We start from the raw sequence: 24,303 nt of genomic DNA, 5'->3' as shown, positions 1-24,303 counted from the left end.
ATAGGGGGAGACAATCCCCCATACGGCATGGATTCACGGAGCGGTCGCTCTAAGCTACGCTTTTAGTCGCCACTCGTAGCGCTTTCTTTCGATATGACGTTGCTCGAATTGATGACCTCGTTTTTTCAGAACGTGCATCGTTGCCGAAAAGCGATGGCTAATTTTTTCCGCTAGTTCTTGGCTAGAGTGCCAGCCTCCATCGGACATCAATCTCAGTAAACGATCGGATAAGTTATCACTCATAGGTTTTCACCTCAATATGTTGACTCTCGGACTAGCCTTGTCATAACCTATGAAGTAGTCAATCAACATAGACGGACTAGGCGTAAGGTCTGGTTCGTTTATTACTATATCACTTTAAAAGGTTAATATAGCAATAAAGAGAAAATTTGCAGATCGAGAGGTTGATCAGCAGCCGACTGTCCGCTAAAATGATAGTCCAGCGATAAAAGCCTCTAAGGAATTGAAAAAATATCGCAATCAAGACTGTAAATAGTCTTTTTTAAGGAATTCCCTAATAGGGATAGCTTGATAATCCCACTTTCCTCCTTTAATCAGCTTTAGGCTTGATTAAATTTTGTTTACTTTGACCGACCCATCGCAAAACATAACGGTCAACTCATCCCCGATTCGAGATTTCCTAAAACGAATAGCGGAATCGGCAATAACCCCGATCACTTCCTTATCCTTCTCAACTGTCCTCTGCTCATAGTCCTTTGTCCTCATTTATCATTACAATATAGGTATTGTAGCACAAATATTCTAAAATTACAAGTATATTTTCAAGGTGAATCGCAAAAAAGAAACAATTACACTGTCAATTCCTCCTGGAACGAAGGAGAAGCTAGAGGCGATCGCCCGACGCTTTAACATCTTTTGGGGGAAAAGTCCTAGTCCGTCAGGTCTAATCGCCGCCATCGCCGAAGGAGAACTGGAGATCGGTGAACCTTTTACCCTCTCGGCAAAGCGGGTCGAAGCGATCAAGGAAGCGATCGACCGTCTGGTGCGATCGGGTAACATCGAACCGGCCCAGACTCTTTCTAATTTTCTTTTAGAGAAGGGAAATCTCTCCCCTCAAGAGCGTCGGGAGATTTCCGAACAGGTCAGTCAGTACGATCGCGATTGGCGGCTCACGGTGGAGCGCTATATCCATGACCGGCAAGCTTTTCGGGTAATGTACAAAAATTCTCAGGGACAGACCCTAGAATTTACCGTTCGCTGTGCCGAGATCATGTTTCGGGAAAAAGAATTCTATCTAGAGATCTGGTGTGAGGAAACGGTTGACCTGCCAGAAGAAGATAGGCGAGACTTTCCCGAGCTTGTTCACAATCGCTGTCTTAAATTCTCTCGTATTCAAAGCTTGATTCCGATCGAAGAACCATGGCGAGACAGTCTCGATTTTATAGAAGTACAATTACAATTAGAAGAAGACCTCGTGAAGGCCTATGAAAGGAACACAAGGGATATCGACGACCGAGAGGTAAACGGAAAAAGGATTATAACCCGTAAAGTCTCTAGTCCTTTTTGGTTAATTCGGGAGATTTTACCCTACGGAGATCGCTGTATTGTACTTACACCAGAGCCATTACGCAACCGGATCAAACAAATTTTATTTAAATCTCGTCAACAGTACGAATAGGAGTAAGGTGTGCGATGCGACGGTAATATCGCCCTCGGGAGCGGTTAGTGAGAAAAATTCCGGTAAAGTGAGGGGTTTAGAAGATATAAGAGTCATGGTCAATTTTCAACCGAAGTGATAGGACAATCGAGCGGGAATTTTCAGATCAGGGCGATCGCTTATTTGGTAATATTCCCCGCGCATTCTTACGTTACGAATCAAACTAACGGGAGGCATATTAATCACATCGTAGCCAATCACCTGATGGGTAAACATAACATCGAGAGGATTTAAAGGATAGGGATAAATAAATAAATCCTCTTTTTGTTTTGATAGGGAAAGTTCTGTCAGTTTTACTTCCGCTTTACTCATCCATTTTCCCAAACGAATCCATTTAGGAAGTTGTAGGGGGTGATGGGAAATGATAAAACATTCAAAAACACTTTCGGGAGCGATTTCTTTTGCCCTGCCAAAACTGGGAATATTTTTCTGGGTTTTTTCCATCTCCACATGATAGTTATTATTGGCATATTTCCAAGTATTGAGAACCGCCGTATGAACGATCGCCCGTGCGGGAGTGACATAAATTTTCTCTTCGTTAAGAGGATTTAAATGTTCTTGGTACTGTGGAATCTGTTCGGAACAGAAGTAACGATAACTATCGCTATTTACCAATCCCAAAGCATAACAGAGCGCGTAATTATGAATTACGGGTTCGCTTTCGTAGAGTCTGCCGATTTCACGGGTTGCGTAATAAAGACTATCATGCAGTTCTAATTGACAGGAATAAATATGTACCATAACTCTTTAAAAATTGCGAGGATCTAGGGTGAGAAATTACTCACCCGACGAAATTAGCTATTTTTTCTCGGCTTTCTTTTTCTCAATATATTGTTCAAAGTATTTTTTTGACTCCTTATTTGCTTGATCTAGAACCGATAAAATTCCTGCTTCCGTACCCGTGAGAGTTTTCACCTCGGTTAATAAAGGTTGAAAATTTTCCCCGATAAAATCGGTATGAACGATAAATTCTTCCGCCATTAATGCTTGTATTGCTTCGGTGGCTTTTTCCATAACTAAATCCTCATCTAAGGGATCGATCGAGTGTAATACTTCATCGGGAAGGCGATCATATATTGCCTGTGTCCAGCGCAAATTACTAACAATTTCCCCATCGGCAAAAATAACACCGATAAGCTCATTTCTTACCCGTCCCGTCCGGGTAGTTTGCGCGCCGTAGTGACGGGTACGCAGGATGTTATTAAAAACGTAGAGAAAACTTGCTTCTGTCGGATCTTTGAGCGTGACAATACTAGGGAAAAACACCTGCGGACGAATGTGATCCTGCTGGTTAATTCGGCTAGTCACTTCCCCTACTTTTGTGTTATTTTCTCCCTTCGATGCCATAGTACCGTTCTCGTAGGGAGCGTTCAAAGTAAAACTTTCATGGGATTCATCAAAGGGTGTGATCGAAAAAGCCGTATCTACTACTACTTTCGATTTTTCTGAACCCGAATCACCGATGGCAAAACCATAAATAATACAGTCGGGGTTATTCATTCCAAAAGAAACATTGTATTCGCACTCCTCTGCGGTTATAATGTTGTATTTACGGAGTAATTCTCGTCCGACTAAACGTTCTGGAGTTGACTGTTTTCGTTTAAACATCGATAAACGACTAATCGTTTTTTTGCTATCAATTCCCGCACGAACACGAGCTTTATTTAGCTCTCCATCTGTTTGAAATAAAGGATAGGATTCTGTGACTCGAATCGTCAAAAAGTGAACGTATTTTCCCATCGGTTTGTAGGGAATATCGCTATGAAAGAATTTAGAATCGAGGGTTTTCAGTAAAGACATGGTAGGTACTCCTTGAATTAATTATTGTTTTCAGAATCTTCATCCAGAGTTTGACCCTGGGCTTTTAACTCTTGATTTTCTCTGTCCTGTTCGAGACGGTAAAGAAATTCGCAGGTATCGCGAATGAGGTTTAATTGTCTGCCAGCTAGACGCGCTCGATCGCCCTTAAAAGAACCCTCGAACACATCGATCACAAAATAACGAGCAAAAGACAATATTTTCTGTCTTTCCTGTTCTCGATCGGATAAAATCCAGCGACCTTCTGCTGTAGAAGCATGAACCCGATTCATTAAGCTGCCCACTTCCGCCGCTACTACAAAAACTAGGGCTTCTCCCTGATACATTCCTCCTTTGAGAATCGTATCGGCGGCCACATCGATCGGTTTTAAAACTGCGTTCGCTTTCGGATTATATCGTTTATTAGCTCGATAGAATTGACGATACAATTCGGTTAAGTTTTTAGGATGATTTAAGGGCGATTCTGCTGTCATATCGATAGTTAAATTGGTTCGGTTGGCTTGTACATAGGGATCGAAACAAGGATAAAAATCGTAGAGATACAGAGCGATTCGATTAGCGCTCGGTATATCGGCATCTTTGCCCCGTTTCCACTGTTTAAGGTAATGAAAAACATAGAGAGGACTGGTTTCTAAATTGATAGCGAGTTCCGTTAATTTGCCCCAATTGGGATCATAACCCGTCTTACCCTGCTTCGAGTTCACGTCTAAATGAATAGAATAGGCTGCGGTTAGGGTATTTAAGGGGGCGGAATATTTTTTTCCGTCATTATCTTCCCACTCGTTCAAGACTCGATCGAGACGGAATCGATCGCATCGGGTTAAGGACCGGATCGCTTGGGGCGCACTGTCGAGAAATACCGTCTCTTCAAATTCCGCACCGTCGCGATAGGGAGGAATAGGAGACTCAGAAACCACCGTTTTGACATCTAGAATCATCGGGAAAGCTAATCCTAACCATGCTGGCATAACCCAGGATTCCGTATCGGTGGGATCGCGGCCCGGAGGTAGGGCCATAAAATAAAAGGTTAGGGGTTTATCTTCGGGATAGGATAGTTTAAAAGTGCGGTCTTTTTTGCCATCTTCCTCCTCGTTAATTGTTTCCTTTTTCTGCCTTAATTTTTCATCGATCAGGAAACTATCGACACTCTGATAACGGGTTCGATCGAAGTTAGCGACCAGATTCTTATCAACAAAGTGCAACTTTATCGAGCTATCAAAACGAGTTTGAGCGATGTTAGCGTAGGCTTTTTGTAAAAAACTATTGGTTTCGGGAGTAAAATAATAGGTCGGGTAAAAGTACAGATAGCGATATTTGCCGTCCTCGAAACGTTTTCCTATCGCTTGGGTTTGATTCATAAGAATCTGACGCAACATCATTTCCGTTCCCGCGATACTGGAAATATTTCGTTTGGCGTTCGAGCCTGCCAGCATTTGTTTATTGGTATAGACTTGGGGAGTAAAAAGAACCGCCGATTCCATCTGTTCGCTGACACTATAGGGAGAATGGGAGATCGAACAGAGAAGTTGACGGCCGCGACCTTGTTTTTTAGCGGCGTTGTAGTGGTTTAATTCTTTCTGGAAGGTTTCGATCGAGTGGGCCAATTCCCGACCGGGTAACTGCACCACTTGATTAACCCACTCTCGCAAATCCTCCCAACCATCGGGTAAGTTATATCCCGCAACTATGGCGGCGATTTTTGCGGCGAGAAAAGCGATTAAATCTTCTGCAACCGGTCTAATATCCTCGATTCCGGGATGCTGTTTCAGGTATTGCGCCGCTAGATAATACCATTCGTAGGGAACCCCTCCCGTATTGCCTTTCAGTTTGAGTTCTTTTAACGATTCATTAATACGCTTGATCGCTCGGATTTGTGGCAGATAATTTTCTAGATTCCAATAATGCGCGATCTCGCTAATTAAATCTAAATCCGGCGGTGCGGGTAAGTTTTTCTGCAATTTTCGCGCCTGTTCGATTTTTTCTAGGCGATCGCCCCAGATTTTCCTCGTCACCACGTCCCCGAATTCCGCTAGGCGATCAATCCGGATATCATCTTCACAATGAAAATCGTAATCCGTCGGTAAAACGCCCTGTTGTTGAAATTTAATCAGGTTTTCGCCGCGACTTCCGGCCACGGACGCTTTATTATCACCGAGGATGCGAAGGGTGGCGTTGAGGGCAGCGCGCATTAACCCAGCATCGTCGAAAAATTGGCTGTAGTAATCTGCGTATTTCATCCCCTTGCCATCTCTACCGAATCCCGTTTGTTTACGCTGTAATTCGCCGCTACAGAGGGATTTAATGGTGTCCACCACTCGATTCGGTAAGGTTTCTAGGGACACTTCTGGCGCGTTTTTGGGGGCGATATAGACAACTCCCGTAGGCAGGTAAAGTAAAGGCTGATAGTCTAGTTCTTGATGTGCTTCCATCACCGCGTTATTAAGTACGTTCGTCAGTACCCCGCGGTTTTCGGCGATGCTGTGGTAAGTGAATTTTAGTTCCCCATCGCTGAGGCTGTATAAAAGGTCTTGTAACGGAGCTTTTTCCGCGTCGTGGGGGTGTTTAATAATGGATGCGAGGCGATCGGCTAGACAGGCAAGATCGGTTAAACTTTCGAGAGCGCTATTGTTTAAGCGAGTATTTAAGCCATCTTCCGAGGTATTTCGATCGGTATCATTCCGACGCTGGGCATTTTTAGCGATATATATCAAATCATCAAGATATTCAGTCCATTTTTCTGGTTGATCGGAAAATAAAAAGCGATCTAATCCTAATTCGGGAACCAATACTTGAAAAATCTCTCGATGTTCCTCTCGTGATAGTTTGCGGATATCTCGATCGAAGTCCTCGTTAATCTCGATATATTTCGCCGGCATCGCGGGAAAAAGCGAGTAGCGGAATTTCTCGAAATCGTGGAGAATAAACCCAGTGATCGCCAACCTGCGCTCGCATTCCTTTACTACCCGTCGAACGGTAGTATTGAGTTTTTCTAGTCGTTTTTCGATGAGATTAGCGGGAAATAATCCATTAAGTAAATGAGTATTGAGAGATTGATCGCCCGCGTTATCCCGTCGAACTTTGCTTTTTCCCTCTAATTCCCGACGGCGATCGATCTCCTCGAAGAAATTTCCCCCTTTTGCCGTGACACCGATCGCTAATCGGAGTAAATTGGGTAATACCATTTCGGCAAAATCTGCCATAACTCGATCGTCGGGGTTTTCGGCTCGAATCGCCTCCCGTAGGAGTTTTAGGGTTAGCAGTTGGCGAACGGTTTCGACTCGGCGATCGCTTACCGATTCGCTAATTCCTATATCTTCGCCAGAAAGAGATTCTAAATCAATATCCTCGAACTCAAAATCCAGATCTTCATCGTCAATTTCTGTAGTGTTATCGAATAGATTTAACTGTCCCGTTTCCTCTAATTTTTTTTGTTTTTTAGGCATCTTTCACCTCTAGAGAGTCTAAATAGTCGGTAATTTGTTTGAGATAAAGCGGAAATTGAGATAAAGCGATCGGAATCGCCTTAAAAACAAGTTCATTATCGATCGCCTCGTATTGATGCACTAAACGATTTCGCATTCCTGATGATTTCGCCAACTCCCCGGCTAGTTCTCTGGTAGTTAAACCATTTTTACCAGCTTCTATAAAAGAATCGTAATAGGTAGCGGGAGTTACGTTATGTAATTGTAAAAGAAGATAGCTATTAATATCGGAAGATGACTCTACCAATAATTCTATCAATCTCTCAACCATAAGTTGATAGTCAAAATTGTCCAAATACTCTGATAGAGTAACGCTCTCGAACCCCCGTAATCGATTAAGATATTTGATCATTAAACGAATTCTAACGGTGACTATCTCTCTTTCCATCGTTTAAACCCCCCATTGTTTGAGCCAAAGATCGATACTGTCTTTTTGAATCTTTCGGAATTTAGCGGTATCGGCGTACTCTTTCCAAGCGCATACACGAAATTTTAAAAAGTCTCCCGTATTTTTTTCATAGATAAGTTTTCCATCTCGTGCGACTTGATACTTCATTAATGGAGAACAGCGATCGAGTTCAATTAGATCGATCAAATCACGGTTTATCTCAAACAATTCACTCAAGATAGAGAGAGAAGTTAAGTAATCATTACTGATTTTCTTAATATGTGTTTGTCTGTTTGCTTCATCGTATGAAATTGCCAAATCCCAATCGCTATCAGGTCTATGCTCTCCGCGCGCTCTAGAACCGAAGAGAATTAATAGTTTTAAATTCGGTATTTTTTCCACAGTCGTGGTTATTCTATTGATTGTATCGATAATTTTTAATTCTTTCGTATTTTTAACCATTTTCTGCCTCCAAGGAATCTAGATATTGAACGATCGAGCGTTGGTAGCGGGGATAATCTCGTAAAATATTAGCGATCGAGGAATGAACGATATCGGGATCAATTTTCTTGTATAAGTGTACGAGTAAGGGTTCTTCGTTACTTGGTATGGTTCGATAGGGGGGCATAAATCGACTAAATCCTTATCTGGTAAGAGACTTAATTGATTAGTTCGCTCTAGATCAAAAACAATTGACAAAAATCGCTAAATGCCTTTCTATATAAGGGTTACATCCCTTATAACCCCCGTCTATTGCATAACACCAACCGAAGAGCCCGAGTAAGTTTCTTAATTTAATAGACTCGGCCAGTTGAACGGCTAGGTGTTCTTCTAAAATTCCCAGTTCTACGATTTGAAATAATGCGTCGCGAGCATTATTCGGAGACTCGATATCTAAACATTTTAAAATCTGGTAATTGATATCGATGCCAGTTTGAATGATAAGCTGAATTAACCTTTCTATGGCTAATTGACGTTCTCTTAATGTACGATAATCCTCTAAGGTGATCGAACCGTACTCGCTAAGTTCGGCGAGGTATTGATTCATGAGGTTTAATTCGTCTATCGCAATCAGAGGTTGAATAGCATTTACACTCCTTTTTCTCGTAGAGAAATCTCTAGATTATTCCGTAATTGACGGTATAACGCTTTCGATTCTTCAGGATTCATGAGAAATTTTTCTTTAAATCCCTCGAATAGTCCCGTTTCCCGTTCGTATAGAAGTTGACCATCCCGCGCGACATAATGAGCGAGGATCGGCGAACATTCTTTTAAATCAATCACATCAATTTTGTCTTCGGGAATCTCTAAAGCTTGTTCGAGTAGTGTATAAATTTTCAATAGACTCGAAATATCCTTTTGAGCGCTTCTTTCCTCGTATAAAACAGCGAAATCCCAATCGCTATCAGGTCTATGTTCTCCACGCGCTCTAGAACCGAAGAGAATTAATAGTTTTAAATTCGGTAGTTTTTCGACAATAGCCGTAATTTTTTCTACTAGCCTATTCATATTTAGCCCCTATCAAAAAAAATGGCAAGAATCCGATGGATATATCGATCGATGTCCCTAGCGTCTGTCTATGTCTATTATCAAACGCGGAGGAAGCAAAGAGCAACTAAATCCCAGAAAAAGTGTCCGTACACTTTGACTCCCTCATCTCCTTTTGACTCTTATTAAAAAAAGGGACTTCATCAACTATTTTCGATTTGTTGTTAGAGTCCCTAGTCGCTGTGTCAATCTCAGACGGTTGAAGTTTTATTCAATGACGAGAAGCTTTCCAAGCCACTTGATATATGAGCGTACTTCGGATGATTGAACAACCTCAGCCTTGGCAAAGCCTTGAATAGTTCGGAAATCACACTCTAGCTTTTCAAATGCCTCCTTTACCTTCGGACTACGAACTTTCTTCTTCATGTCCATGAAAGGTAAAATATTAGTTTGGAGAGCATCGGAAGAGACGGTTATCTTTGGAGTCCGAGTTTTCCTTGTCTCCTTAACGCAAGGCTTATTCTGAAATAAAGGTAGCTCAAGTTGTTTGCCTTGAGGCTGTTGAGTTTTATCGATGGACATTAATCCTCCTTGGTTAATTTTGGAAGTGAAACTCTGTCACTAAATCGCAGTTAAAACGCTTTTAAGATTTGAGAACAGATAAACAATACCCACCAGTCCTTAGCTATCATGTAAGGAGGGCAAGGAAGTAGTCCTATACTCGTATTCCCGAACGCTTTTCTAAATAGTGATCAGAATTTCACCTTCTTTAGGATACTTTGAGAACGAGCAAAAGTCAAGTTTCTCTCACGAATATAGGACATAGACGGTAAATAAACTATCTGTTATAGTAACCATGGGACAAGGCACACTGTCGATTCCGAACCCCTATCAGGGATTGAAACTATGTTCTATAGTCGTGTTCGCGTGCGCTTTTCTTTTTTGTCCCGATAATCCCTACTTAGGGATTCATAGCTCATCCTCACGCCTAATGTCTCTTTTGCGCTCTTCCCAAGTTACTTCAACGTAAGACTGCAATTCCTTAACTCGTTCAGGGGTCAACTTGGATACCCATTCCCCCTGTTCGTACAGTTCGAGCAATTCGCGCTCTTCTGGGTCGAGATTGCTGATATACGTTCGTTTTTTAGGGATCGCGATCAAGTCTATCGGTTCCTCGTGAGAACGAGCGTTAGGATTAAGCTAAGACGCATTTAAAGCACTTATTCTTAAGATTAGCCGAATCTCCCCCAATCCCTTTACTGTTGCCTCTTGCCTCTTGCCTCTTGCCTCGTCTCAACAAGCAATTTAAATGCTTAACAGCTTATTCATGGTTATCGATCTTCTGATAAGTGTTGTTTAGTGACCTCAAACGGCATCAACAGATCCACACCTCACCCCCTTGACCTTTGAACCGATGAGCGAGAGTATCCAACAACAAAGCCGATTGACCGATCGCTATAGAATAGGGTGACACGGGAGAATGAAGACTACTCTCGTCACTAATCGGATAAATACCGAAGTGCATCGGCAGTTGTAAGCGTTGGCGAACTGCAGCGACGGGATAGGCAAGAACGAAGCTAACCAGAGCCTGATCCCGTAACTCCCGACTAATTCGATCGAGCCAAAGATTATCTGGTTGCCAAACACCGATTCCCGTCAAAACCTGTACTTTCCACGCGGAGGCAATCTCGCCTAAATCGCCGTCGTAGGTAAAGCGCCAGTTTAACCGTTCCTCTCGATACCCCTTTAAATTCAGAAACGTGAGACAATAATCGAAACGTCTGCGCGCGATCGGTGTTTTCGTGGCCTCGATCTGGCGCTTAAACTCGCCTTTTCTCCACACCTCCACCTCTAGATTACCGAGAATACTGGGTAAATCGTAGGTTTTAAAGCGATCGCATCCCTCCGGTTCCGTCGAATCGTATAACCCGCATAGTAACGGACTCGACCCGCGAAAACTAGACGCATCCTCGAAAATCGGATTACCGCTTTTCCCCGATAACTCCTTCCATTCGTCGGCCCATCCTTTCACCCGACCGGCGACCCGTTTTAAACTGGTATCGAAAACCTCCTCGCATTCCTGTTGAAACTTCTGGCGACTTTCCCCGTATTGGGATTTGATCTTCGGACTCCCTAAATTCCACCACAGTTGAAATGATTGTACCGCTCCCCAACGTTGGTAATAACCCTCGAAATTATTGATATGACGGTAGTTACTCTTGATCGCCTCCTGTAGCTGAATTCGGTCATACCGTTCCCCGACTTGTAACGGTGCGTCTTTCTTCTCGAATAACCGTTCTAGGAAAAATTTCGGAACCAGAGCGATCGCTGTGAAGTTAGTAAATTTTACCGCCGTTCCCTTTCGATCGTAGCCGCTGTGACGGCCTAAACGGCCGAAACGTTGAATAAAATTTCCCGCATCCGACGACTCAAAAATGAGAAAATTAATCTTGAAGTCCACCCCCACATCGATGGTACTCGTTCCGATCACCAGATCACGATTTAACGATGCCAACTTCTCCCGCGTTCCCGAAAGACCCGTATTTTCCCCCACCGTTAAACCGATAGTCGCCAATAATTCTCGGAAAATCGGCAGCAGACGTTTAACCGAAGCGATCGAATTGAGAATAATCGCGCCCTTGCTGCCGGGGTATCGCTTAAAATAGTCTAAAATTCGCTCTTTATTTTCTTTCAACCAATTTTCCGAAGTTTGAAAACTCGACGGTAAAGGAATAAAAGATAGCTCGATTTCCGAGGTTACTTGCCGCCATCCCTGTTGAGCGAGGGAATTGGCCTCTTCTGGGGTATCGGGAAACTGGTATTTTCCTTCTCTTACCGGGTCGATCGATCGGTAGCGAAACCCCGCTTTATCCAATCGTTTTAGTAAACCCTCGTCGGGAGTTGCGGATAGAAACAGGTATCGTTTCCCACGATTGGCCCGTCGGATTAGAAGCATGGTATTGATTATGCTGGCGACCTGTGGCGTGCCGAAAACGTGAAATTCATCGAATAGGAAGAGATCGAAATGTTTATCGATCCGGTTCCATAGCTGATCGGGGTTATCGTAGGGGGTTAAATAGGCCCCCCGATGCAGATAATGGAAAATATCGGGGTTAGTTAAGAGAATTTCCGACTGTTTCGATCGAGTCTCTAGAGCGATCGCTTTCGTTTTCCCATCCCGTTCGGCGTACAATTCCAACTCGGGCCCGGTTAAAAGATTGACCCGGGGTTGATCCGTTGGTTGAAATCGTTGAATATATGCCTCGATCTGACCCCGCTGATCCCGCGCCAGTTCGTTGGTTGGGTAGAGTCCCATAATCGGGAAATATCCTTGCAAAGTTCGCAGGTAGGCCGCTAGACTTTTCCCGTCCCCCGTCATGGCCGTATTGAAAATCACATCGATATCGGGATCGTTGAGTGCTTTCCACGTCTCCACCTGATGCCACGATAACCGCCATCCTTGCGGAACCTTGATCCCGTCTGGTATCTCGTCTGCGGGACAGGAATAGACTGGCCTGAGCGTTACTTGATAATTTACCATGAATTTCTGTCCGTAACTTCTTGCTATCTTCCATACTAACCACGATAATAGGGATGGACAAGTACCTTAACAGAAAAAGTGTCCGTATATTTATAAACTATGAGCCGGATAGGACAATCAATCACTTTATCGGTCAGTGAAAAAGAAAAACAGTCCCTAGAAATCCTTGCCAGTGAATTCGGGCTATTTTGGGGAGATAAACCGAATATATCGAAGTTAATCAAAGAAATTGCCCATAATAAACTTAAAATCGCCCCTAATCACGACTGGAAGCCCGATCGCTTGCAGATGCTCCAACAGGCGATCGATTCTCTCATCGATGCCGGGCAAATCCCCATCGCCCTAGAACTAACTAAACTACTATTAGAACGGAGCGAACTGTCGGGACCCTTACGCAAAGAGCTAGAAGGCCGCCTCGATAATCCTCCCCCACCATGGCGACTGGAACTCGATCGCTGCATTCTCCGACAACAACCCTTTCAGTTATCCTATCAGGATGCCGGCGATCGAATCTGGGAATTCCATCTTTACCATGCCGCTATCAATCGTCACGAGGATCGCTTATATCTCGATTGTTGGTGCGAGGAAACCGAGGGAAATCAAGATATTTCCGAACTACACCATAATTGGAGTTTACGGATCGATCGAATCCCCAGCGATTCCTTAATTACCCCGATCCCTAGGGGCAAATGGCGCAATCAGCTTGATAGTGTGTCAGCCGAGTTTCAGCTATTCGATGGATTAGCTCGATCGTACCGGACTAAAAGCGCTATCGATATCGCCAACGAATTGATCTCGAACGATCCCCTCGTCCGGCAGATTACCCGACAGATAACGAGTAGCTTCTGGTTTTTCCGCGAAATTCTTCCCTACGGAGAAGATTGCTTGCTGATCTCCCCGGAAAAAGTCCGCAAGCGTTTCTATGACAAGTTGCAGCGGCTTTATCGGCGCTACGAGTCCTGAAAAGATTTTCGTCGCTGCTCAATCAAGGCTTGACATCCTCACCGCCGTAAACGGACGGTGATTCCCAAACCTCACGATTTAGGTTTCTGCTTCTTTCCCGAAGGATTTTTCGCACCTGCCTTAACAGATTTACTCTGTTCTGGTCTTATGGTCGCTCTACAGACTGACACCGCAAGCCCTGCGGCCAAAATATTTTTACTGGCGTTAATATCTCGGTCATGGTGAGTCCCACAGTCTGGACAGTCCCATTCTCGAACATTTAACGGCATTTTCAAGGGCAATATGCCCACAATTACTACATCTTTTAGAGCTAGGAAACCATCTATCTATTTCGATGTAATTTCTCCCATACCAACGGCATTTGTAGGCTAATTGTCTAGTGATTTCACCCCAGCTTACATCAGATATTGCCTGAGATAATTTCGGGTTTTTGACCATATTCTTAACGGCTAAATTCTCAACCACAATCGTTTGGTTTTCACGAACTAATTGAGTGGTTAGCTTGTGTAAATGGTCTTTTCTGCTATCGGTGATTTGAGCGTGAATTTTGGCTACTTTGATTCTTGCTTTTTCCCGATTTTTTGACCCTTTCTGTTTTCTAGAAAGGCTTTTTTGGGCCTTTCGCAGTCTCCGATAATGGTTTTTAAAGTGCTTAGGATTAGATACTTTGTCACCATCGCTGGTAATCACAAGGCTACTAATTCCTAAGTCAATTCCGATGGCTTTATCGGTTGGGGGTAATGGCTTAATTGTTGGGTCATCAAATCTTATTGAGATATGCCAACGTCCTGAGGGATGTAATCTGACTGTTACTGTGCTTGGTTCACAGCTTTCTGGTATTTGTCTTGACCATCGAATAGGTAAAGGTTCTGTGCATTTAGCTAAATAGATTTGTCTGTCTTTGAACTTAAAAGCAGATTTGGTAAATTCGGCACTTCCTCCCTGATGTTTTTTCTTAAAGTTAGGATACTTAGTACGACCAGCAAAGAAATTAGTAAAAGCTGTTTGTAGATGTCTTAACCCTTGTTGTAAGGGTACACAGCTAACTTCGTTTAAAAACTCTAATTCTTCTTGTTTTTTCCAATCGGTTAGCATTGAAGAAGTTTCAGTATATCCTACTCTTTCTTGTCTTTCGTACCATGCTTGTGTTCTGAGATGGAGTGCCTTATTGTAAACCAATCTTACACAGCCCAAAGTGCGCCGCAATAGCGACTCTTGTTCGGGTGTTGGGTAAAATCGAAACGAATAGGCTTTTTCCATATCTCGCATTCTAGCATATATCGTGTAAATGCGCTAATATTTAACAGTAAAGCCGTCGTAGAACGACGGGGTTTCAGACCCAAATTTTCGATGAAAACTCACATCTGATAACTGATCACTGACTGCCGATTACTGATTTGACATTTGGGCGGTGATTACGGTGAGATCGATCGCCCTTTCCCCCCTTCTGATTCTTAGGGGTAAAGATTGACCGATCCCGGTTTTTTCCACCATTTCCTGTAACTCAGCGCCATCGCTAACCGGTTGATTATTAGCTTTAACAATCACATCCCCGCGACGGATACCGGCTTTTTCGGCGGGGGTATTGGGTAGGACTTTCACCACCAAAATTCCCGACACTTCCGGGACGATCATGGCAGAATTGGGGTTTTGATTATTAGCCTGGGCTAAATCGGGAGTTAGATTAACCATCTGCACACCGATATAGGGATGGGCCACCTTTTGACCTGATTCTAGGGTCGCTTGTAACTGCTTGGCCCGGTCGATGGGAATGGCAAAACCGATGCCCATGGCATCAGCACGAATCGCCGTATTGATACCGATGACTTCCCCTTGGGCGTTGAGTAAAGGACCGCCGGAATTACCCGGGTTAATAGCGGCATCGGTTTGGATAAAATCAATGCGTTTATCGGGAATACCAGCCTTAGCTGCCGAGCGCCCGATCGTGCTAATAATTCCTAAAGTTACTGTATTATCTAGACCGACGGGATTGCCTACTGCGATCGCCCAGTCCCCCACTTGTATGGATGAGGAATTGCCGAGGACGGCTACAGGTAAATTTTCCCCTTGGGGATTAATTTTCACTACGGCTAAATCAGTGATCTCATCAGTACCGCGCACTTCTCCTTTGAAGCTACGACCATCTTTTAAAGTTACCGTTACCTTATCGGCATTATCGACCACATGGGCATTAGTTAAGATTAAACCACTGCCATCGATAATAAAACCCGATCCCTGGCCAGCCACTCGCTGCTGGGTGGGAAGACGAAACTGTTCTCCAAAAAACTCCTGAAAAAAAGGATCATCAAAAAAGGGGCTATTGGGACGAGTAATGATCGCTTCGGTGTCAATTCGCACTACTGCCGCACCCGTGCGCGCCACTGCCTTAGCGACAAAACTTTCCGCCGTCATCTCCGGGGGAATTCTGGCCAGATCGGCGGCAGCGCTGGGCAGATTTTGAGCATTTACCGCCGCTAAACTGCTAAAACCGAGCATAATTCCCAGAAAAGTTGCTAAAGCGTGGGTAATAGTTCGCCGTAACCCTGTAGGAAGTTTCATACTTTGATCTCTGATTCTGATGTTTTGACTGTTTCTGTCTATCGGTTGACAGACCGACTATTAAAAATCTAACAAATCGATCGCTCCGATTAAATCGATGGTTGACACCAAATCCGCCAGCAGACGGATTTGGTCATGGTTTGCCGTTCACTAATCTCTGATCACTAGGGGCGATTGCAGGGTAATATTTAAATCTCGATCGGGGTTAACAGAGTATAACTGCACGGAACTACCACCGACAATTCCCGCCGCCGGTAAGCCCCATCCTGCAAGGGTTCCCACGGCTGCCCCCGCTAAGACATCGAGAACTTCGATCTTGCGATCACCTGTGAGAGCAGCGATCGCTGTGGCTGCCCCCGCACCGGCGAGGGTTCCCCCTAAGATATCTTGAGTTTTTGCCCCTTTACGCAGGGTTTCAGTGGTAGTAATTAATCGCGAAGTGGCATTGAGGGGAATGGTGCGATTGCCCCCATCAAGGCCAATTTCATCGGCAATAAACCGCACACCTCGGCCGGCTGCTTCTAAAGTACCCTTGACTTCACTTCCTGCCGCAATCACCACAATCCCATTGCGGTTACGAATATCTCTGGCTACGGTTAAAGTCAGAGGAATAACATCACTTTTAGAAACTAAAATTTTATCGGCTTTCTCGTAATTCAAAGGGATAACTGTTCCCGCCGGAATCGAGATTTGTTGAGCGATGAGACGTTGCCGATTAATATTACTTTGAGCGAGGACGGGAAAAGTACCGGACATCGACCCCATGAGCAGGGTAATCAGTAAAGCTGTACTGGCTCTAGTAACAGGATTGATAGACATAGCGGTTATCCTCTCAAAAAACAACAGTGAACTTTCTCTGTTTCTAGATTATTTTTTTTTGCCTGTCATGTCAGTCCCCTCCACAGGGAATTTTTTTCCTCTCTATAGGGAAAAAAGTAGAATAGGGGAATTTACCCATTTTGTCCATCGACCGCAAAAGAGAGCCGAAAAGCCTAGAATAGTAAAAAACCTCGGATTGCCATCGTCTATGGAACTCGCTGCCGGAAAAATCCTTAGTCATCGCTACCAAATTATCCGTCAATTGGGAAAAGGGGGATTCGGACAGACTTTCTTGGCCTGCGATCGCCAGTTACCCAATCAAAATCGTTGTGTGATCAAACAATTTAAACCCCAGTGCCAGGATGCCGAAACTGTAGCCATCGCTAGACGACTCTTTGAAACCGAGGCGAAAATCCTGCAAGAATTGGGCATTCATCGCCATATTCCCCGTTTATTTGCTTATTTTGAGGAAAATGGGCAATTTTTCCTCGTGCAAGAATACATTGAAGGGGAAGATTTAGCCAGAGAAATTACTGCCGGTGTCTATAGGCAAGATGAAGGGAAAGTGGTGGCTTTATTAACAGAAATTCTCTCAATTCTCGAATTTGTCCATCACAAACAGGTGATCCATCGCGATGTTAATCCCTTTAATCTTATTCGTCGCAGCCAAGATCATCAATTGGTTTTAATTGATTTTGGTGCTGTCAAACAAATTAGCACTCAAGTGGTTAAAGAAGGTAAAACCGTTTCTACCATCGCTATTGGTACCCCTGGTTATTTCCCCAGTGAACAGGCCCAAGGTTATCCGCGTTTTAGTAGCGATATCTATGCCACTGGTATTATTGGATTACAAGCTTTAACCGGTAAAGATACCGAAGATATTCCACTGGATGCTCGCACGGGGGAAATTCTCTGGCAACATTTGGCCATGACTAGCGCCGAGTTTAGTTATGTTATCGAGCGCATGATCCGCTATGATTTTCGTCAGCGTTATACCAGTGTCAGTGAAGCATTAATCGATCTGAGAAAATTAGGTAAAATTTATCATCTCGCTCCGAAAACTACCTATGGGGTGAAACCTCAAGGTCTGATTGCTCGTCCAGGGAAATCTTGGCTAACAAAAATCCTGGTTGTCTCTGGGACAATTGGCTTAATAGCCAGTGCTTATCTGGGTTTTGACTATTGGCAAAATTCTCGTAATTCTCTTGATTACTATCAACAAGGTCAGACTTTTTATCAACTCAAACGCTATACTGATGCCCTTACTTCTTATGGTCAAGCCTTAAAAATTAATCCCAATTATCTTGAGGCATTGCAAGGAAAAGCTGATACTTTATTGGCTTTAAAAAGATACTCGAAAGCTTTAAATACCTACGAAAAAGCTATTCAAATTAACCCAGATTCCGCTTGGCAAGCTTGGCTCGGTCGCGGGCAAGCTTTAGATAAATTAGGCAAAAATCAGGAGGCTTTGGAAAGTTTTGATCGGGTCTTATCTTTTAATCCTGCCGCTAGTCAAGCTTGGCAAGGTAAAGCCGATATCTATCTAGAACTGCAACAATATTCCGCCGCCCAAAAAGCTCTTGAAAAATTGTTAACTTTTCAGCAAAATGATGCCAAAATATGGTACAAAAAAGGCTGGTCATTACAGAATCTTGAGGATTATGAAGGGGCAGTTAAAGCCTATGATCAGGCTCTAGCGCTCGAATCGGATAATGCCTTAATTTGGTATCAAAAAGGTAATAGTTTGTATCAATTAAATAAAATTAATGAGGCTTTAGAAAGTTATAGCAAAGCTGGACAATTTAATCCTCAATTTTCCCAAGCTCACTATAGTCAAGGGATTATTCTGCAAAAATTAGGTCGCAAGTCAGAAGCTTTGGAGGCATTTACTCAAGCAACTAAAGCCAATTCTAATTATTATCAAGCATGGTTACATCAAGGGGCATTACTTCATCAAATGGAAAGATTTCAAGAAGCGATCGCATCCTACGAAAAAGCTCGCCGCATTTCTTCCCAAAAAGCCGAAGTTTTTATCGGTATCGGTAACGCTTGCTATCGTTTAGGCGACAATTCCCAAGCCATAAACGCCTATCAACAGGCGATTCAAAGGCAAAAAGATAACCCCGAAACCTGGAAAAGTTTAGGCAATAGTTGGTTTAAACTCGGTCAATACGAGCGAGCGATTCAAGCTTATCAAGAATCCCTTCGTTATCGTTCCAATGACCGAGAAGTGCAAACACAAAAACAACTGGCAGAAACTCGCTGGCAAGAACTTCAGCAATCTTCCCAAAACCAAACCCCCAAAGTCGATAGTGAGGAACAGGTTCCCTAACTTCCGCTCTTTTTCGGCAGCTTTATCGCTTTTTACCGGTATTTCTCGGCAATAATTCCCGTCCTTGATAAAACTGTTTTTTCAGTTCTCCCAAGCGCCAATAAGCTGCCACCATAATTACAGTTAATGCTGTCAGCACTGTCACGGGAAGGAGGGCCGATTGACCGAAAATTAGGGCTAAAAGTGGTAAAGATAGACCAAGAACAATAGCGATCGCTAATGTTAACCCCCGCAGACGATTAATATTTTTTAAAGCCCCTTGACAAACAGCACAATTTTTGGTATGGGACTGATATCGTTCGAGGAGAATCTCTTTTGATTGTAGGGGGGGAAAAGGTTGACCGGCGAAAGGATCAGCTTGGTATTGATTAACCCAATTGCGATACTCAAACACCAATAAATCCGCTTTGGTAGGGAGATAACAAGCTTGACTAAAATTCCGACTATCCCCCTGAGCTTGCAGATAACGCTCTTGATAGTAGAGAAAAATCTGATCATCTTCAAGAATAGCGTTTTGATTGATGTGGGAATACCAAGTGGGGGTAAGCTTAATGAAGAATTTCGGCAGTTTAGAGTTAAATTTAAAGGGAAAACGAGCAAAGAGACGACATTCTCCCTGACGGATGGGAGTTGCATAGACTACGGTTAAAGTCCGTCCGAACTTTTCCGAGGTGAGATCGTGGTAAATTAATCCGGGGGCGATAAAATTGCTGTATTGCTGACCTAATTTACCTTTACGCGGTCCTTCGGGCCAAATTCCCTTAAATCCCTGACGATTGGACTCGATAATTTCTAATTCCATAGGAGCGGCATTGGCCCGATTACCGATGGTGAGATGATGGGTATAGGGAACATGACTAGAATCGATAATATTTTCGATTAAAGTGACGGCCGAGTAGGGTAGATCTCGAAAGGTATCCAAACAAATCCAAGCATCAGCATCCTCCTCCATGGGTTCAATAATTGGAATCGCAGTCAGGGGAGCATTTTCGGGATTACCCGCATAAACGAATAATAATCCCTGACGGATAGCCGTGGGAAAAGACCGCACACAAGCGCGTCGAGAGGTGTTAGCTTGACTGTTTTCCGGTTGTTGGGGAATAAATTCACAGTTTCCTCCTCCGGAAAAAGACCAACCGTGATAGGGACATTCTAGATGTCCGCTTTCGTTAAGACGACCTTCTGAGAGAGGAGCGAGACGATGGGGACATTTATCCTCGAAAACTCGCCATTCTTGCTGATTTTTGTCCCACCAAATCACTAAATCCTCTTCTAGTAGGGTAAAGCGTTGGGGCTGCTTTTTGTCTAAATCTTTGACGTAGTAGATAGGATACCAAACTTGACGACAATCAAAGCGATCGATATCTGTTCCCCCGATGGGATAGGTAGCAGTGCTGCTCAACATAAATTTTAAAATAAGTTAACATTTCTCCTCCAAAATCTAACAAATTTAATCGACAAAAGGGGACAGATGCCGGTATCTGCTGGGGAAACAAACACTGGCACTATATTTTGGGGTGATAATTAAAGGGTAGTCTCCCATGGATAAAGCGAGAATGGGAGAAGGATCAAGTTGACATCCTCGCCGCCGTAAAACGGACGGCGATTCCCAAACCTCACGATTTAGGTTTCTGCTTCTTTCCCGAAGGATTTTTCGCACCTGCCTTAACAGATTTACTCTGTTCTGGTCTTATGGTCGCTCGACAGACTGACACCGCAAGCCCTGCGGCCAAAATATTTTTACTGGCGTTAATATCTCGGTCATGGTGAGTCCCACAGTCTGGACAGTCCCATTCTCGAACATTTAACGGCATTTTCAAGGGCAATATGCCCACAATTACTACACCTTTTAGAGCTAGGAAACCATCTATCTATTTCGATGTAATTTCTCCCATACCAACGGCATTTATAGGCTAATTGTCGAGTGATTTCTCCCCAACTAACATCAGATATTGCCTGAGATAATTTCGGGTTTTTGACCATATTCTTGACGGCTAAATTCTCAACCACAATCGTTTGGTTTTCACGAACTAATTGAGTGGTTAGCTTGTGTAAATGGTCTTTCCTGCTATCGGTGATTTGAGCGTGAATCTTGGCTAATTTGATTCTTGCTTTTTCCCGATTCTTTGAGTCTTTCTGTTTTCTAGAAAGATTTTTTTGTGCTTTTCGCAACCTCTGATAATGTTTCTTAAAATGCTTAGGATTAGATACTTTATCGCCATCGCTGGTACTCACGAGGCTACTAATTCCTAAGTCAATTCCAATGGCTTTATCTGTTACTGGTAAAGGCTTAATCGTTGGGTCATCAAATCTTATTGAGATATGCCAACGTCCAGAAGGATGTAATCTGACCGTTACTGTGCTTGGTTCACAGCTTTCTGGGATTTGTCTTGACCATCGAATAGGTAAAGGTTCTGTGCATTTAGCTAAATAGATTTGTTTGTCTTTAAATTTAAAAGCAGATTTGGTAAATTCGGCACTTCCTCCCTGATGTTTTTTCTTAAAGTTAGGATACTTAGTACGACCAGCAAAGAAATTAGTAAAAGCTGTTTGTAAATGTCTTAACCCTTGTTGTAAAGGTACACAGCTAACTTCGTTTAAAAAGTCTAATTCTTCTTGCTTTTTCCAATCGGTCAACATTGAAGAAGTTTGAGCGTAGCCTACTCTTTCTTGTCTTTCATACCAAGCTTGTGTTCTGAGATGGAGTGCCTTATTGTAAACCAATCTTACACAGCCCAATGTGCGCCGCAATAGCGACTCTTGTTCGGGTGTGGGGTAAAATCGAAACGAATAGGCTTTTTCCATACCTCACATTTTAGCATATATTTCGTAAATGTGCTAATATTGGCTCTTCGGTTTGTCTTATGCAACGTACAGGATTATAAGGAATGAAACTCTTATAGAGAAAGACATTTGGCGATTTTTGTCAATTGTTTTTGATCTAGAGCGAACTAATCAATTAAGTCTCTTGCCAGATAAGGATTTAGTCGATTTATGCTCCCCTATCGAACCATACTAAGTAACGAAGAACCCTAATATTTAACAGTAAAGCCGTCGTAGAACGACGGGGTTTCAGACCCAAATTTTCGATGATTAAAGCTATTTCTGACCTCCAGGGATTCCGAGGTCTCATTCTGCCGATCATCGTCGGTGCGCTCAGTGCTACTATTGGTGCGGTGATTACCGTAGCGGCAAAAATGTTGTTGATCGGCAATAGTCCCTGATCGAGATAAGATTAATTCTCGTGGTGATAGGGAGGACATTTGTGAATAAACTAAGCATTCTGGTTCTGCACGGGCCGAATTTAAACCTATTGGGGAAAAGAGAGCCGAATCTCTACGGTAACGTCAATTTAGAGGCGATTAACCGGTTTTTAAGCGAAGAAGCTACCCGTTTAGGGGTGAATTTAACCGCACACCAGTCCAATCAGGAAGGGCAATTAGTGGACTGGATTCAGCAAGCATGGGGTCAGCATGACGGTATTTTGATTAATGCGGGAGCTTATACTCACACCAGTATCGCCATCCGCGACGCACTATTAGGCACAAAAATGGCCTGTGTGGAAGTACACTTAAGCAATATTTACAAACGCGAGTCTTTTCGTCATCATTCCTACATTGCCGATATAGCCATCGGACAGATTAGCGGTTTTGGGGCCGAAAGTTATCGCCTAGGATTATGGGCATTAGTCGATTATTTGCAAAAGAATAGAGAAGGCTAATTAGGCAAGGGATTCTCCCACTTCTAAGAGGGGACAAAAGGGAAAATAGGGGGAAACCGTCCAACGATAGAATTTTTTGCTGCTGGTGGACTGGAGATTAAAACGCAGGGAAACAAAGGGGAAAAAGGGAGACACGGAACAATTCCAACTGAAAGCCGGCTTAGAAGTGCTATGATCGCCCTGGAAAGACCAAGCAGGGTATTGAAAAACCTCCCGGACGAGGGATTTTCCTTCATCGCTAACTTGGGCGCAGCTGCGACTAATGCCCGAAACCAAACAGAGACTATTACTGACACAATTATCATTGGAAGCCACGATCAAGAGATCTTCCCCGGTGGTGGTTAGTTCAAAAGCGATAAAATCTCCAGCTTGCCAACGACTAAGGACTTGTCCCTGGGCATTCTGGTAGATAGCGCTGCAGTTTTCGGGATCGAGAAGACGATTACTATCGGGGTCTAAGTAACCGCAAACCTTTCCCATCAGACGAGTTCCATCCTGAAACCCATACACCCAATCAAAGGTATCGATGTTAGCGGCCCCTTGATTGCTTTTGTTGACCAATAGTAATCGATCGCTGACCACGGTTAAATTCTCAATAAAACTAAGCTCCTTTTAATAACAAAGGTATCACTAAATACAAATTCCCCAAGGAAAAGATTTATTAATCTTAACTTGTCGGCCCCAGGGGAGAGTGAACTGGTCAACTTAAATCAAGGCCAAAACCTGCTATCTTATGGGGAGACAAAAATTATCTAGATCTTGTTTTAGCGAGTGGTAGTAAGGGCATGGCGTACAAGCGGGTATTATTAAAACTGAGTGGGGAGGCCTTAATGGGCAATCTCGGCTATGGGATCGACCCGATGGTGGTTTCCGCTATCGCTCTGGAAATCTCCGAAGTGGTTGACCAAGGCATCCAATTGGCGATCGTGGTCGGTGGCGGCAATATTTTTCGCGGGGTGAAAGCCGCCTCGGCCGGCATGGATCGGGCCACGGCCGATTATATTGGTATGATAGCAACAGTCATGAACGCTATGACCTTGCAGGATGCCCTAGAACGAGCGCAAGTACCGACTAGGGTATTAACGGCGATTGCCATGCAGGAATTAGCTGAACCCTACATCCGCCGGCGAGCAATCCGTCATCTGGAAAAAGGTCGGGTGGTGGTTTTCGGTGCGGGATCGGGTAATCCTTTCTTTACCACCGATACCACGGCGGCCCTGCGCGCCGCCGAAATCGATGCGGAAGTGGTGTTTAAAGCGACGAAAGTGGATGGAGTTTATGATTCCGATCCCTCCCATAACCCTAACGCGCGACGCTTTCAAAGTCTTACCTACGGTCATGTGCTGACTCATGATCTGCGGGTGATGGACGGAACGGCGATCGCTCTGTGCAAGGAAAATAATATCCCGATAGTCGTTTTCGATCTGTCGGTGACAGGTAATATTGTTCGCGCTGTCAAAGGTGAACCCGTTGGAACATTGGTAGGAGGATTCTGTGAAGTTAGCTGAAGTTCA

Annotated in this window: 21 protein-coding genes and 2 pseudogenes; 6 read left to right on the top strand and 17 right to left on the bottom strand. The window is 43.7% G+C overall.

The window, feature by feature from the left end; translation table 11 throughout:
- Positions 1-54 precede the first annotated feature (54 nt).
- Positions 55-243 carry a hypothetical protein gene (locus H6G48_RS08575; RefSeq protein ID WP_069474927.1) on the bottom strand — a complete coding sequence of 63 codons (189 nt, stop codon included), beginning with the start codon at positions 241-243 and terminating at the stop codon, positions 55-57.
- 544 nt (positions 244-787) lie between these two features.
- On the opposite strand from H6G48_RS08575, the gene H6G48_RS08570 reads away from it, so the two are divergent.
- Positions 788-1,639 (top strand): WCX domain-containing protein, encoded by an 852-nt coding sequence (locus H6G48_RS08570; protein WP_190720989.1) that lies wholly within the window; start codon positions 788-790, stop codon positions 1,637-1,639.
- Positions 1,640-1,744: 105 nt separating this feature from the next.
- Here the strand turns inward: H6G48_RS08570 and cas5d are convergent, their stop codons facing one another.
- The 10 genes from cas5d to cas3 all read right to left on the bottom strand — a co-directional run bounded on the left by cas5d (position 1,745) and on the right by cas3 (position 12,395).
- Positions 1,745-2,419 carry a type I-D CRISPR-associated protein Cas5/Csc1 gene (gene cas5d / locus H6G48_RS08565; protein ID WP_016515571.1) on the bottom strand — a complete coding sequence of 225 codons (675 nt, stop codon included), beginning with the start codon at positions 2,417-2,419 and terminating at the stop codon, positions 1,745-1,747.
- Between the two features lie 57 nt (positions 2,420-2,476).
- Complete coding sequence (gene cas7d / locus H6G48_RS08560; protein ID WP_190720987.1) at positions 2,477-3,478, bottom strand: type I-D CRISPR-associated protein Cas7/Csc2; 1,002 nt, start codon at positions 3,476-3,478, stop codon at positions 2,477-2,479.
- Positions 3,479-3,495: 17 nt separating this feature from the next.
- The gene (gene cas10d / locus H6G48_RS08555) at positions 3,496-6,939 is read right to left on the bottom strand and encodes a type I-D CRISPR-associated protein Cas10d/Csc3 (RefSeq protein WP_190720984.1); all 3,444 of its coding nucleotides are present in this window, start codon (positions 6,937-6,939) and stop codon (positions 3,496-3,498) included.
- Entirely contained in the window at positions 6,932-7,366 is a 435-nt protein-coding gene (gene hepT / locus H6G48_RS08550; RefSeq protein WP_002778659.1) for a type VII toxin-antitoxin system HepT family RNase toxin, read from the bottom strand. Before hepT (H6G48_RS08550) ends, cas10d begins: the two co-directional genes overlap by 8 nt.
- A 3-nt stretch (positions 7,367-7,369) precedes the next feature.
- Entirely contained in the window at positions 7,370-7,828 is a 459-nt protein-coding gene (gene mntA, locus H6G48_RS08545) for a type VII toxin-antitoxin system MntA family adenylyltransferase antitoxin (RefSeq protein WP_190720979.1), read from the bottom strand.
- Complete coding sequence (locus H6G48_RS08540; protein WP_242034585.1) at positions 7,821-7,994, bottom strand: hypothetical protein; 174 nt, start codon at positions 7,992-7,994, stop codon at positions 7,821-7,823. Before H6G48_RS08540 ends, mntA (H6G48_RS08545) begins: the two co-directional genes overlap by 8 nt.
- Positions 7,995-8,048: 54 nt before the next feature.
- Positions 8,049-8,414 carry a type VII toxin-antitoxin system HepT family RNase toxin gene (gene hepT, locus H6G48_RS27430; RefSeq protein ID WP_242034584.1) on the bottom strand — a complete coding sequence of 122 codons (366 nt, stop codon included), beginning with the start codon at positions 8,412-8,414 and terminating at the stop codon, positions 8,049-8,051.
- A 41-nt stretch (positions 8,415-8,455) separates the two neighbouring features.
- A complete protein-coding gene (mntA, locus tag H6G48_RS08530; RefSeq protein WP_002762256.1) occupies positions 8,456-8,875 on the bottom strand; it encodes a type VII toxin-antitoxin system MntA family adenylyltransferase antitoxin in 420 nt (139 codons plus the stop codon).
- Between the two features lie 246 nt (positions 8,876-9,121).
- On the bottom strand, positions 9,122-9,436 hold the full coding sequence (locus tag H6G48_RS08525) for a hypothetical protein (protein ID WP_002762254.1): 315 nt from the start codon (positions 9,434-9,436) through the stop codon (positions 9,122-9,124).
- A gap of 793 nt (positions 9,437-10,229) precedes the next feature.
- Positions 10,230-12,395, bottom strand: coding sequence for a type I-D CRISPR-associated helicase Cas3' (gene cas3 / locus H6G48_RS08520; protein ID WP_190720976.1), 2,166 nt, complete (start codon positions 12,393-12,395; stop codon positions 10,230-10,232).
- A gap of 99 nt (positions 12,396-12,494) precedes the next feature.
- Between cas3 and H6G48_RS08515 the strand changes: the two genes are divergently transcribed.
- Positions 12,495-13,358 (top strand): WYL domain-containing protein, encoded by an 864-nt coding sequence (locus H6G48_RS08515; protein ID WP_190720973.1) that lies wholly within the window; start codon positions 12,495-12,497, stop codon positions 13,356-13,358.
- Between the two features lie 71 nt (positions 13,359-13,429).
- Here H6G48_RS08515 and H6G48_RS08510 read toward each other — a convergent pair.
- The 3 genes and pseudogenes from H6G48_RS08510 to H6G48_RS08500 form a co-directional block, all read right to left on the bottom strand.
- Positions 13,430-14,618: pseudogene (locus H6G48_RS08510) on the bottom strand (RNA-guided endonuclease InsQ/TnpB family protein).
- Positions 14,619-14,747: 129 nt separating this feature from the next.
- On the bottom strand, positions 14,748-15,917 hold the full coding sequence (locus H6G48_RS08505; RefSeq protein ID WP_190720970.1) for an HhoA/HhoB/HtrA family serine endopeptidase: 1,170 nt from the start codon (positions 15,915-15,917) through the stop codon (positions 14,748-14,750).
- A 150-nt stretch (positions 15,918-16,067) separates the two neighbouring features.
- Positions 16,068-16,736, bottom strand: coding sequence for a hypothetical protein (locus tag H6G48_RS08500; protein WP_190720967.1), 669 nt, complete (start codon positions 16,734-16,736; stop codon positions 16,068-16,070).
- A gap of 208 nt (positions 16,737-16,944) precedes the next feature.
- Between H6G48_RS08500 and H6G48_RS08495 the strand changes: the two genes are divergently transcribed.
- Positions 16,945-19,068: a serine/threonine-protein kinase gene (locus H6G48_RS08495; RefSeq protein ID WP_190720964.1), complete on the top strand. Its 2,124-nt coding sequence runs from the start codon at positions 16,945-16,947 to the stop codon at positions 19,066-19,068.
- 22 nt (positions 19,069-19,090) lie between these two features.
- Here H6G48_RS08495 and H6G48_RS08490 read toward each other — a convergent pair whose 3' ends face one another.
- Positions 19,091-20,473, bottom strand: a complete 1,383-nt coding sequence (locus H6G48_RS08490; protein ID WP_190720961.1) for an aromatic ring-hydroxylating dioxygenase subunit alpha — start codon at positions 20,471-20,473, stop codon at positions 19,091-19,093.
- A gap of 211 nt (positions 20,474-20,684) precedes the next feature.
- A pseudogene (locus H6G48_RS08485) lies at positions 20,685-21,873 on the bottom strand (RNA-guided endonuclease InsQ/TnpB family protein).
- Positions 21,874-22,157: 284 nt separating this feature from the next.
- Between H6G48_RS08485 and H6G48_RS26810 the strand changes: the two are divergent.
- Positions 22,158-22,292 (top strand): hypothetical protein, encoded by a 135-nt coding sequence (locus H6G48_RS26810; RefSeq protein WP_002762237.1) that lies wholly within the window; start codon positions 22,158-22,160, stop codon positions 22,290-22,292.
- 41 nt (positions 22,293-22,333) lie between these two features.
- Positions 22,334-22,789 carry a type II 3-dehydroquinate dehydratase gene (gene aroQ, locus H6G48_RS08480; protein ID WP_190720958.1) on the top strand — a complete coding sequence of 152 codons (456 nt, stop codon included), beginning with the start codon at positions 22,334-22,336 and terminating at the stop codon, positions 22,787-22,789.
- Here the strand turns inward: aroQ and H6G48_RS08475 are convergent, their stop codons facing one another.
- Positions 22,790-23,371, bottom strand: coding sequence for a hypothetical protein (locus H6G48_RS08475; protein WP_190720955.1), 582 nt, complete (start codon positions 23,369-23,371; stop codon positions 22,790-22,792). It abuts the gene before it with no gap.
- A gap of 203 nt (positions 23,372-23,574) precedes the next feature.
- Here H6G48_RS08475 and pyrH point away from each other — a divergent pair, with 203 nt between their 5' ends.
- Positions 23,575-24,297, top strand: coding sequence for a UMP kinase (pyrH, locus tag H6G48_RS08470; protein ID WP_190720952.1), 723 nt, complete (start codon positions 23,575-23,577; stop codon positions 24,295-24,297).
- Positions 24,298-24,303 lie beyond the last annotated feature (6 nt).

Origin of the sequence: Microcystis flos-aquae FACHB-1344 (assembly GCF_014698375.1) — a bacterium.
Lineage (GTDB): Bacteria > Cyanobacteriota > Cyanobacteriia > Cyanobacteriales > Microcystaceae > Microcystis > Microcystis aeruginosa.
This window is presented reverse-complemented; position numbering and strand designations above follow the sequence as displayed.

Bases quoted from the DNA above. Each gene is read 5' to 3' on its own strand.
- H6G48_RS08575 (WP_069474927.1), bottom strand. From the start codon at position 243: ATGAGTGATAACTTATCCGATCGTTTACTGAGATTGATGTCCGATGGA.
- cas5d (WP_016515571.1), bottom strand. From the start codon at position 2,419: ATGGTACATATTTATTCCTGTCAATTAGAACTGCATGATAGTCTTTAT.
- cas7d (WP_190720987.1), bottom strand. From the start codon at position 3,478: ATGTCTTTACTGAAAACCCTCGATTCTAAATTCTTTCATAGCGATATT.
- cas10d (WP_190720984.1), bottom strand. From the start codon at position 6,939: ATGCCTAAAAAACAAAAAAAATTAGAGGAAACGGGACAGTTAAATCTA.
- hepT (WP_002778659.1), bottom strand. From the start codon at position 7,366: ATGGAAAGAGAGATAGTCACCGTTAGAATTCGTTTAATGATCAAATAT.
- mntA (WP_190720979.1), bottom strand. From the start codon at position 7,828: ATGGTTAAAAATACGAAAGAATTAAAAATTATCGATACAATCAATAGA.
- H6G48_RS08540 (WP_242034585.1), bottom strand. From the start codon at position 7,994: ATGCCCCCCTATCGAACCATACCAAGTAACGAAGAACCCTTACTCGTA.
- hepT (WP_242034584.1), bottom strand. From the start codon at position 8,414: ATGAATCAATACCTCGCCGAACTTAGCGAGTACGGTTCGATCACCTTA.
- mntA (WP_002762256.1), bottom strand. From the start codon at position 8,875: ATGAATAGGCTAGTAGAAAAAATTACGGCTATTGTCGAAAAACTACCG.
- H6G48_RS08525 (WP_002762254.1), bottom strand. From the start codon at position 9,436: ATGTCCATCGATAAAACTCAACAGCCTCAAGGCAAACAACTTGAGCTA.
- cas3 (WP_190720976.1), bottom strand. From the start codon at position 12,395: ATGGTAAATTATCAAGTAACGCTCAGGCCAGTCTATTCCTGTCCCGCA.
- H6G48_RS08515 (WP_190720973.1), top strand. From the start codon at position 12,495: ATGAGCCGGATAGGACAATCAATCACTTTATCGGTCAGTGAAAAAGAA.
- H6G48_RS08505 (WP_190720970.1), bottom strand. From the start codon at position 15,917: ATGAAACTTCCTACAGGGTTACGGCGAACTATTACCCACGCTTTAGCA.
- H6G48_RS08500 (WP_190720967.1), bottom strand. From the start codon at position 16,736: ATGTCTATCAATCCTGTTACTAGAGCCAGTACAGCTTTACTGATTACC.
- H6G48_RS08495 (WP_190720964.1), top strand. From the start codon at position 16,945: ATGGAACTCGCTGCCGGAAAAATCCTTAGTCATCGCTACCAAATTATC.
- H6G48_RS08490 (WP_190720961.1), bottom strand. From the start codon at position 20,473: ATGTTGAGCAGCACTGCTACCTATCCCATCGGGGGAACAGATATCGAT.
- H6G48_RS26810 (WP_002762237.1), top strand. From the start codon at position 22,158: ATGATTAAAGCTATTTCTGACCTCCAGGGATTCCGAGGTCTCATTCTG.
- pyrH (WP_190720952.1), top strand. From the start codon at position 23,575: ATGGCGTACAAGCGGGTATTATTAAAACTGAGTGGGGAGGCCTTAATG.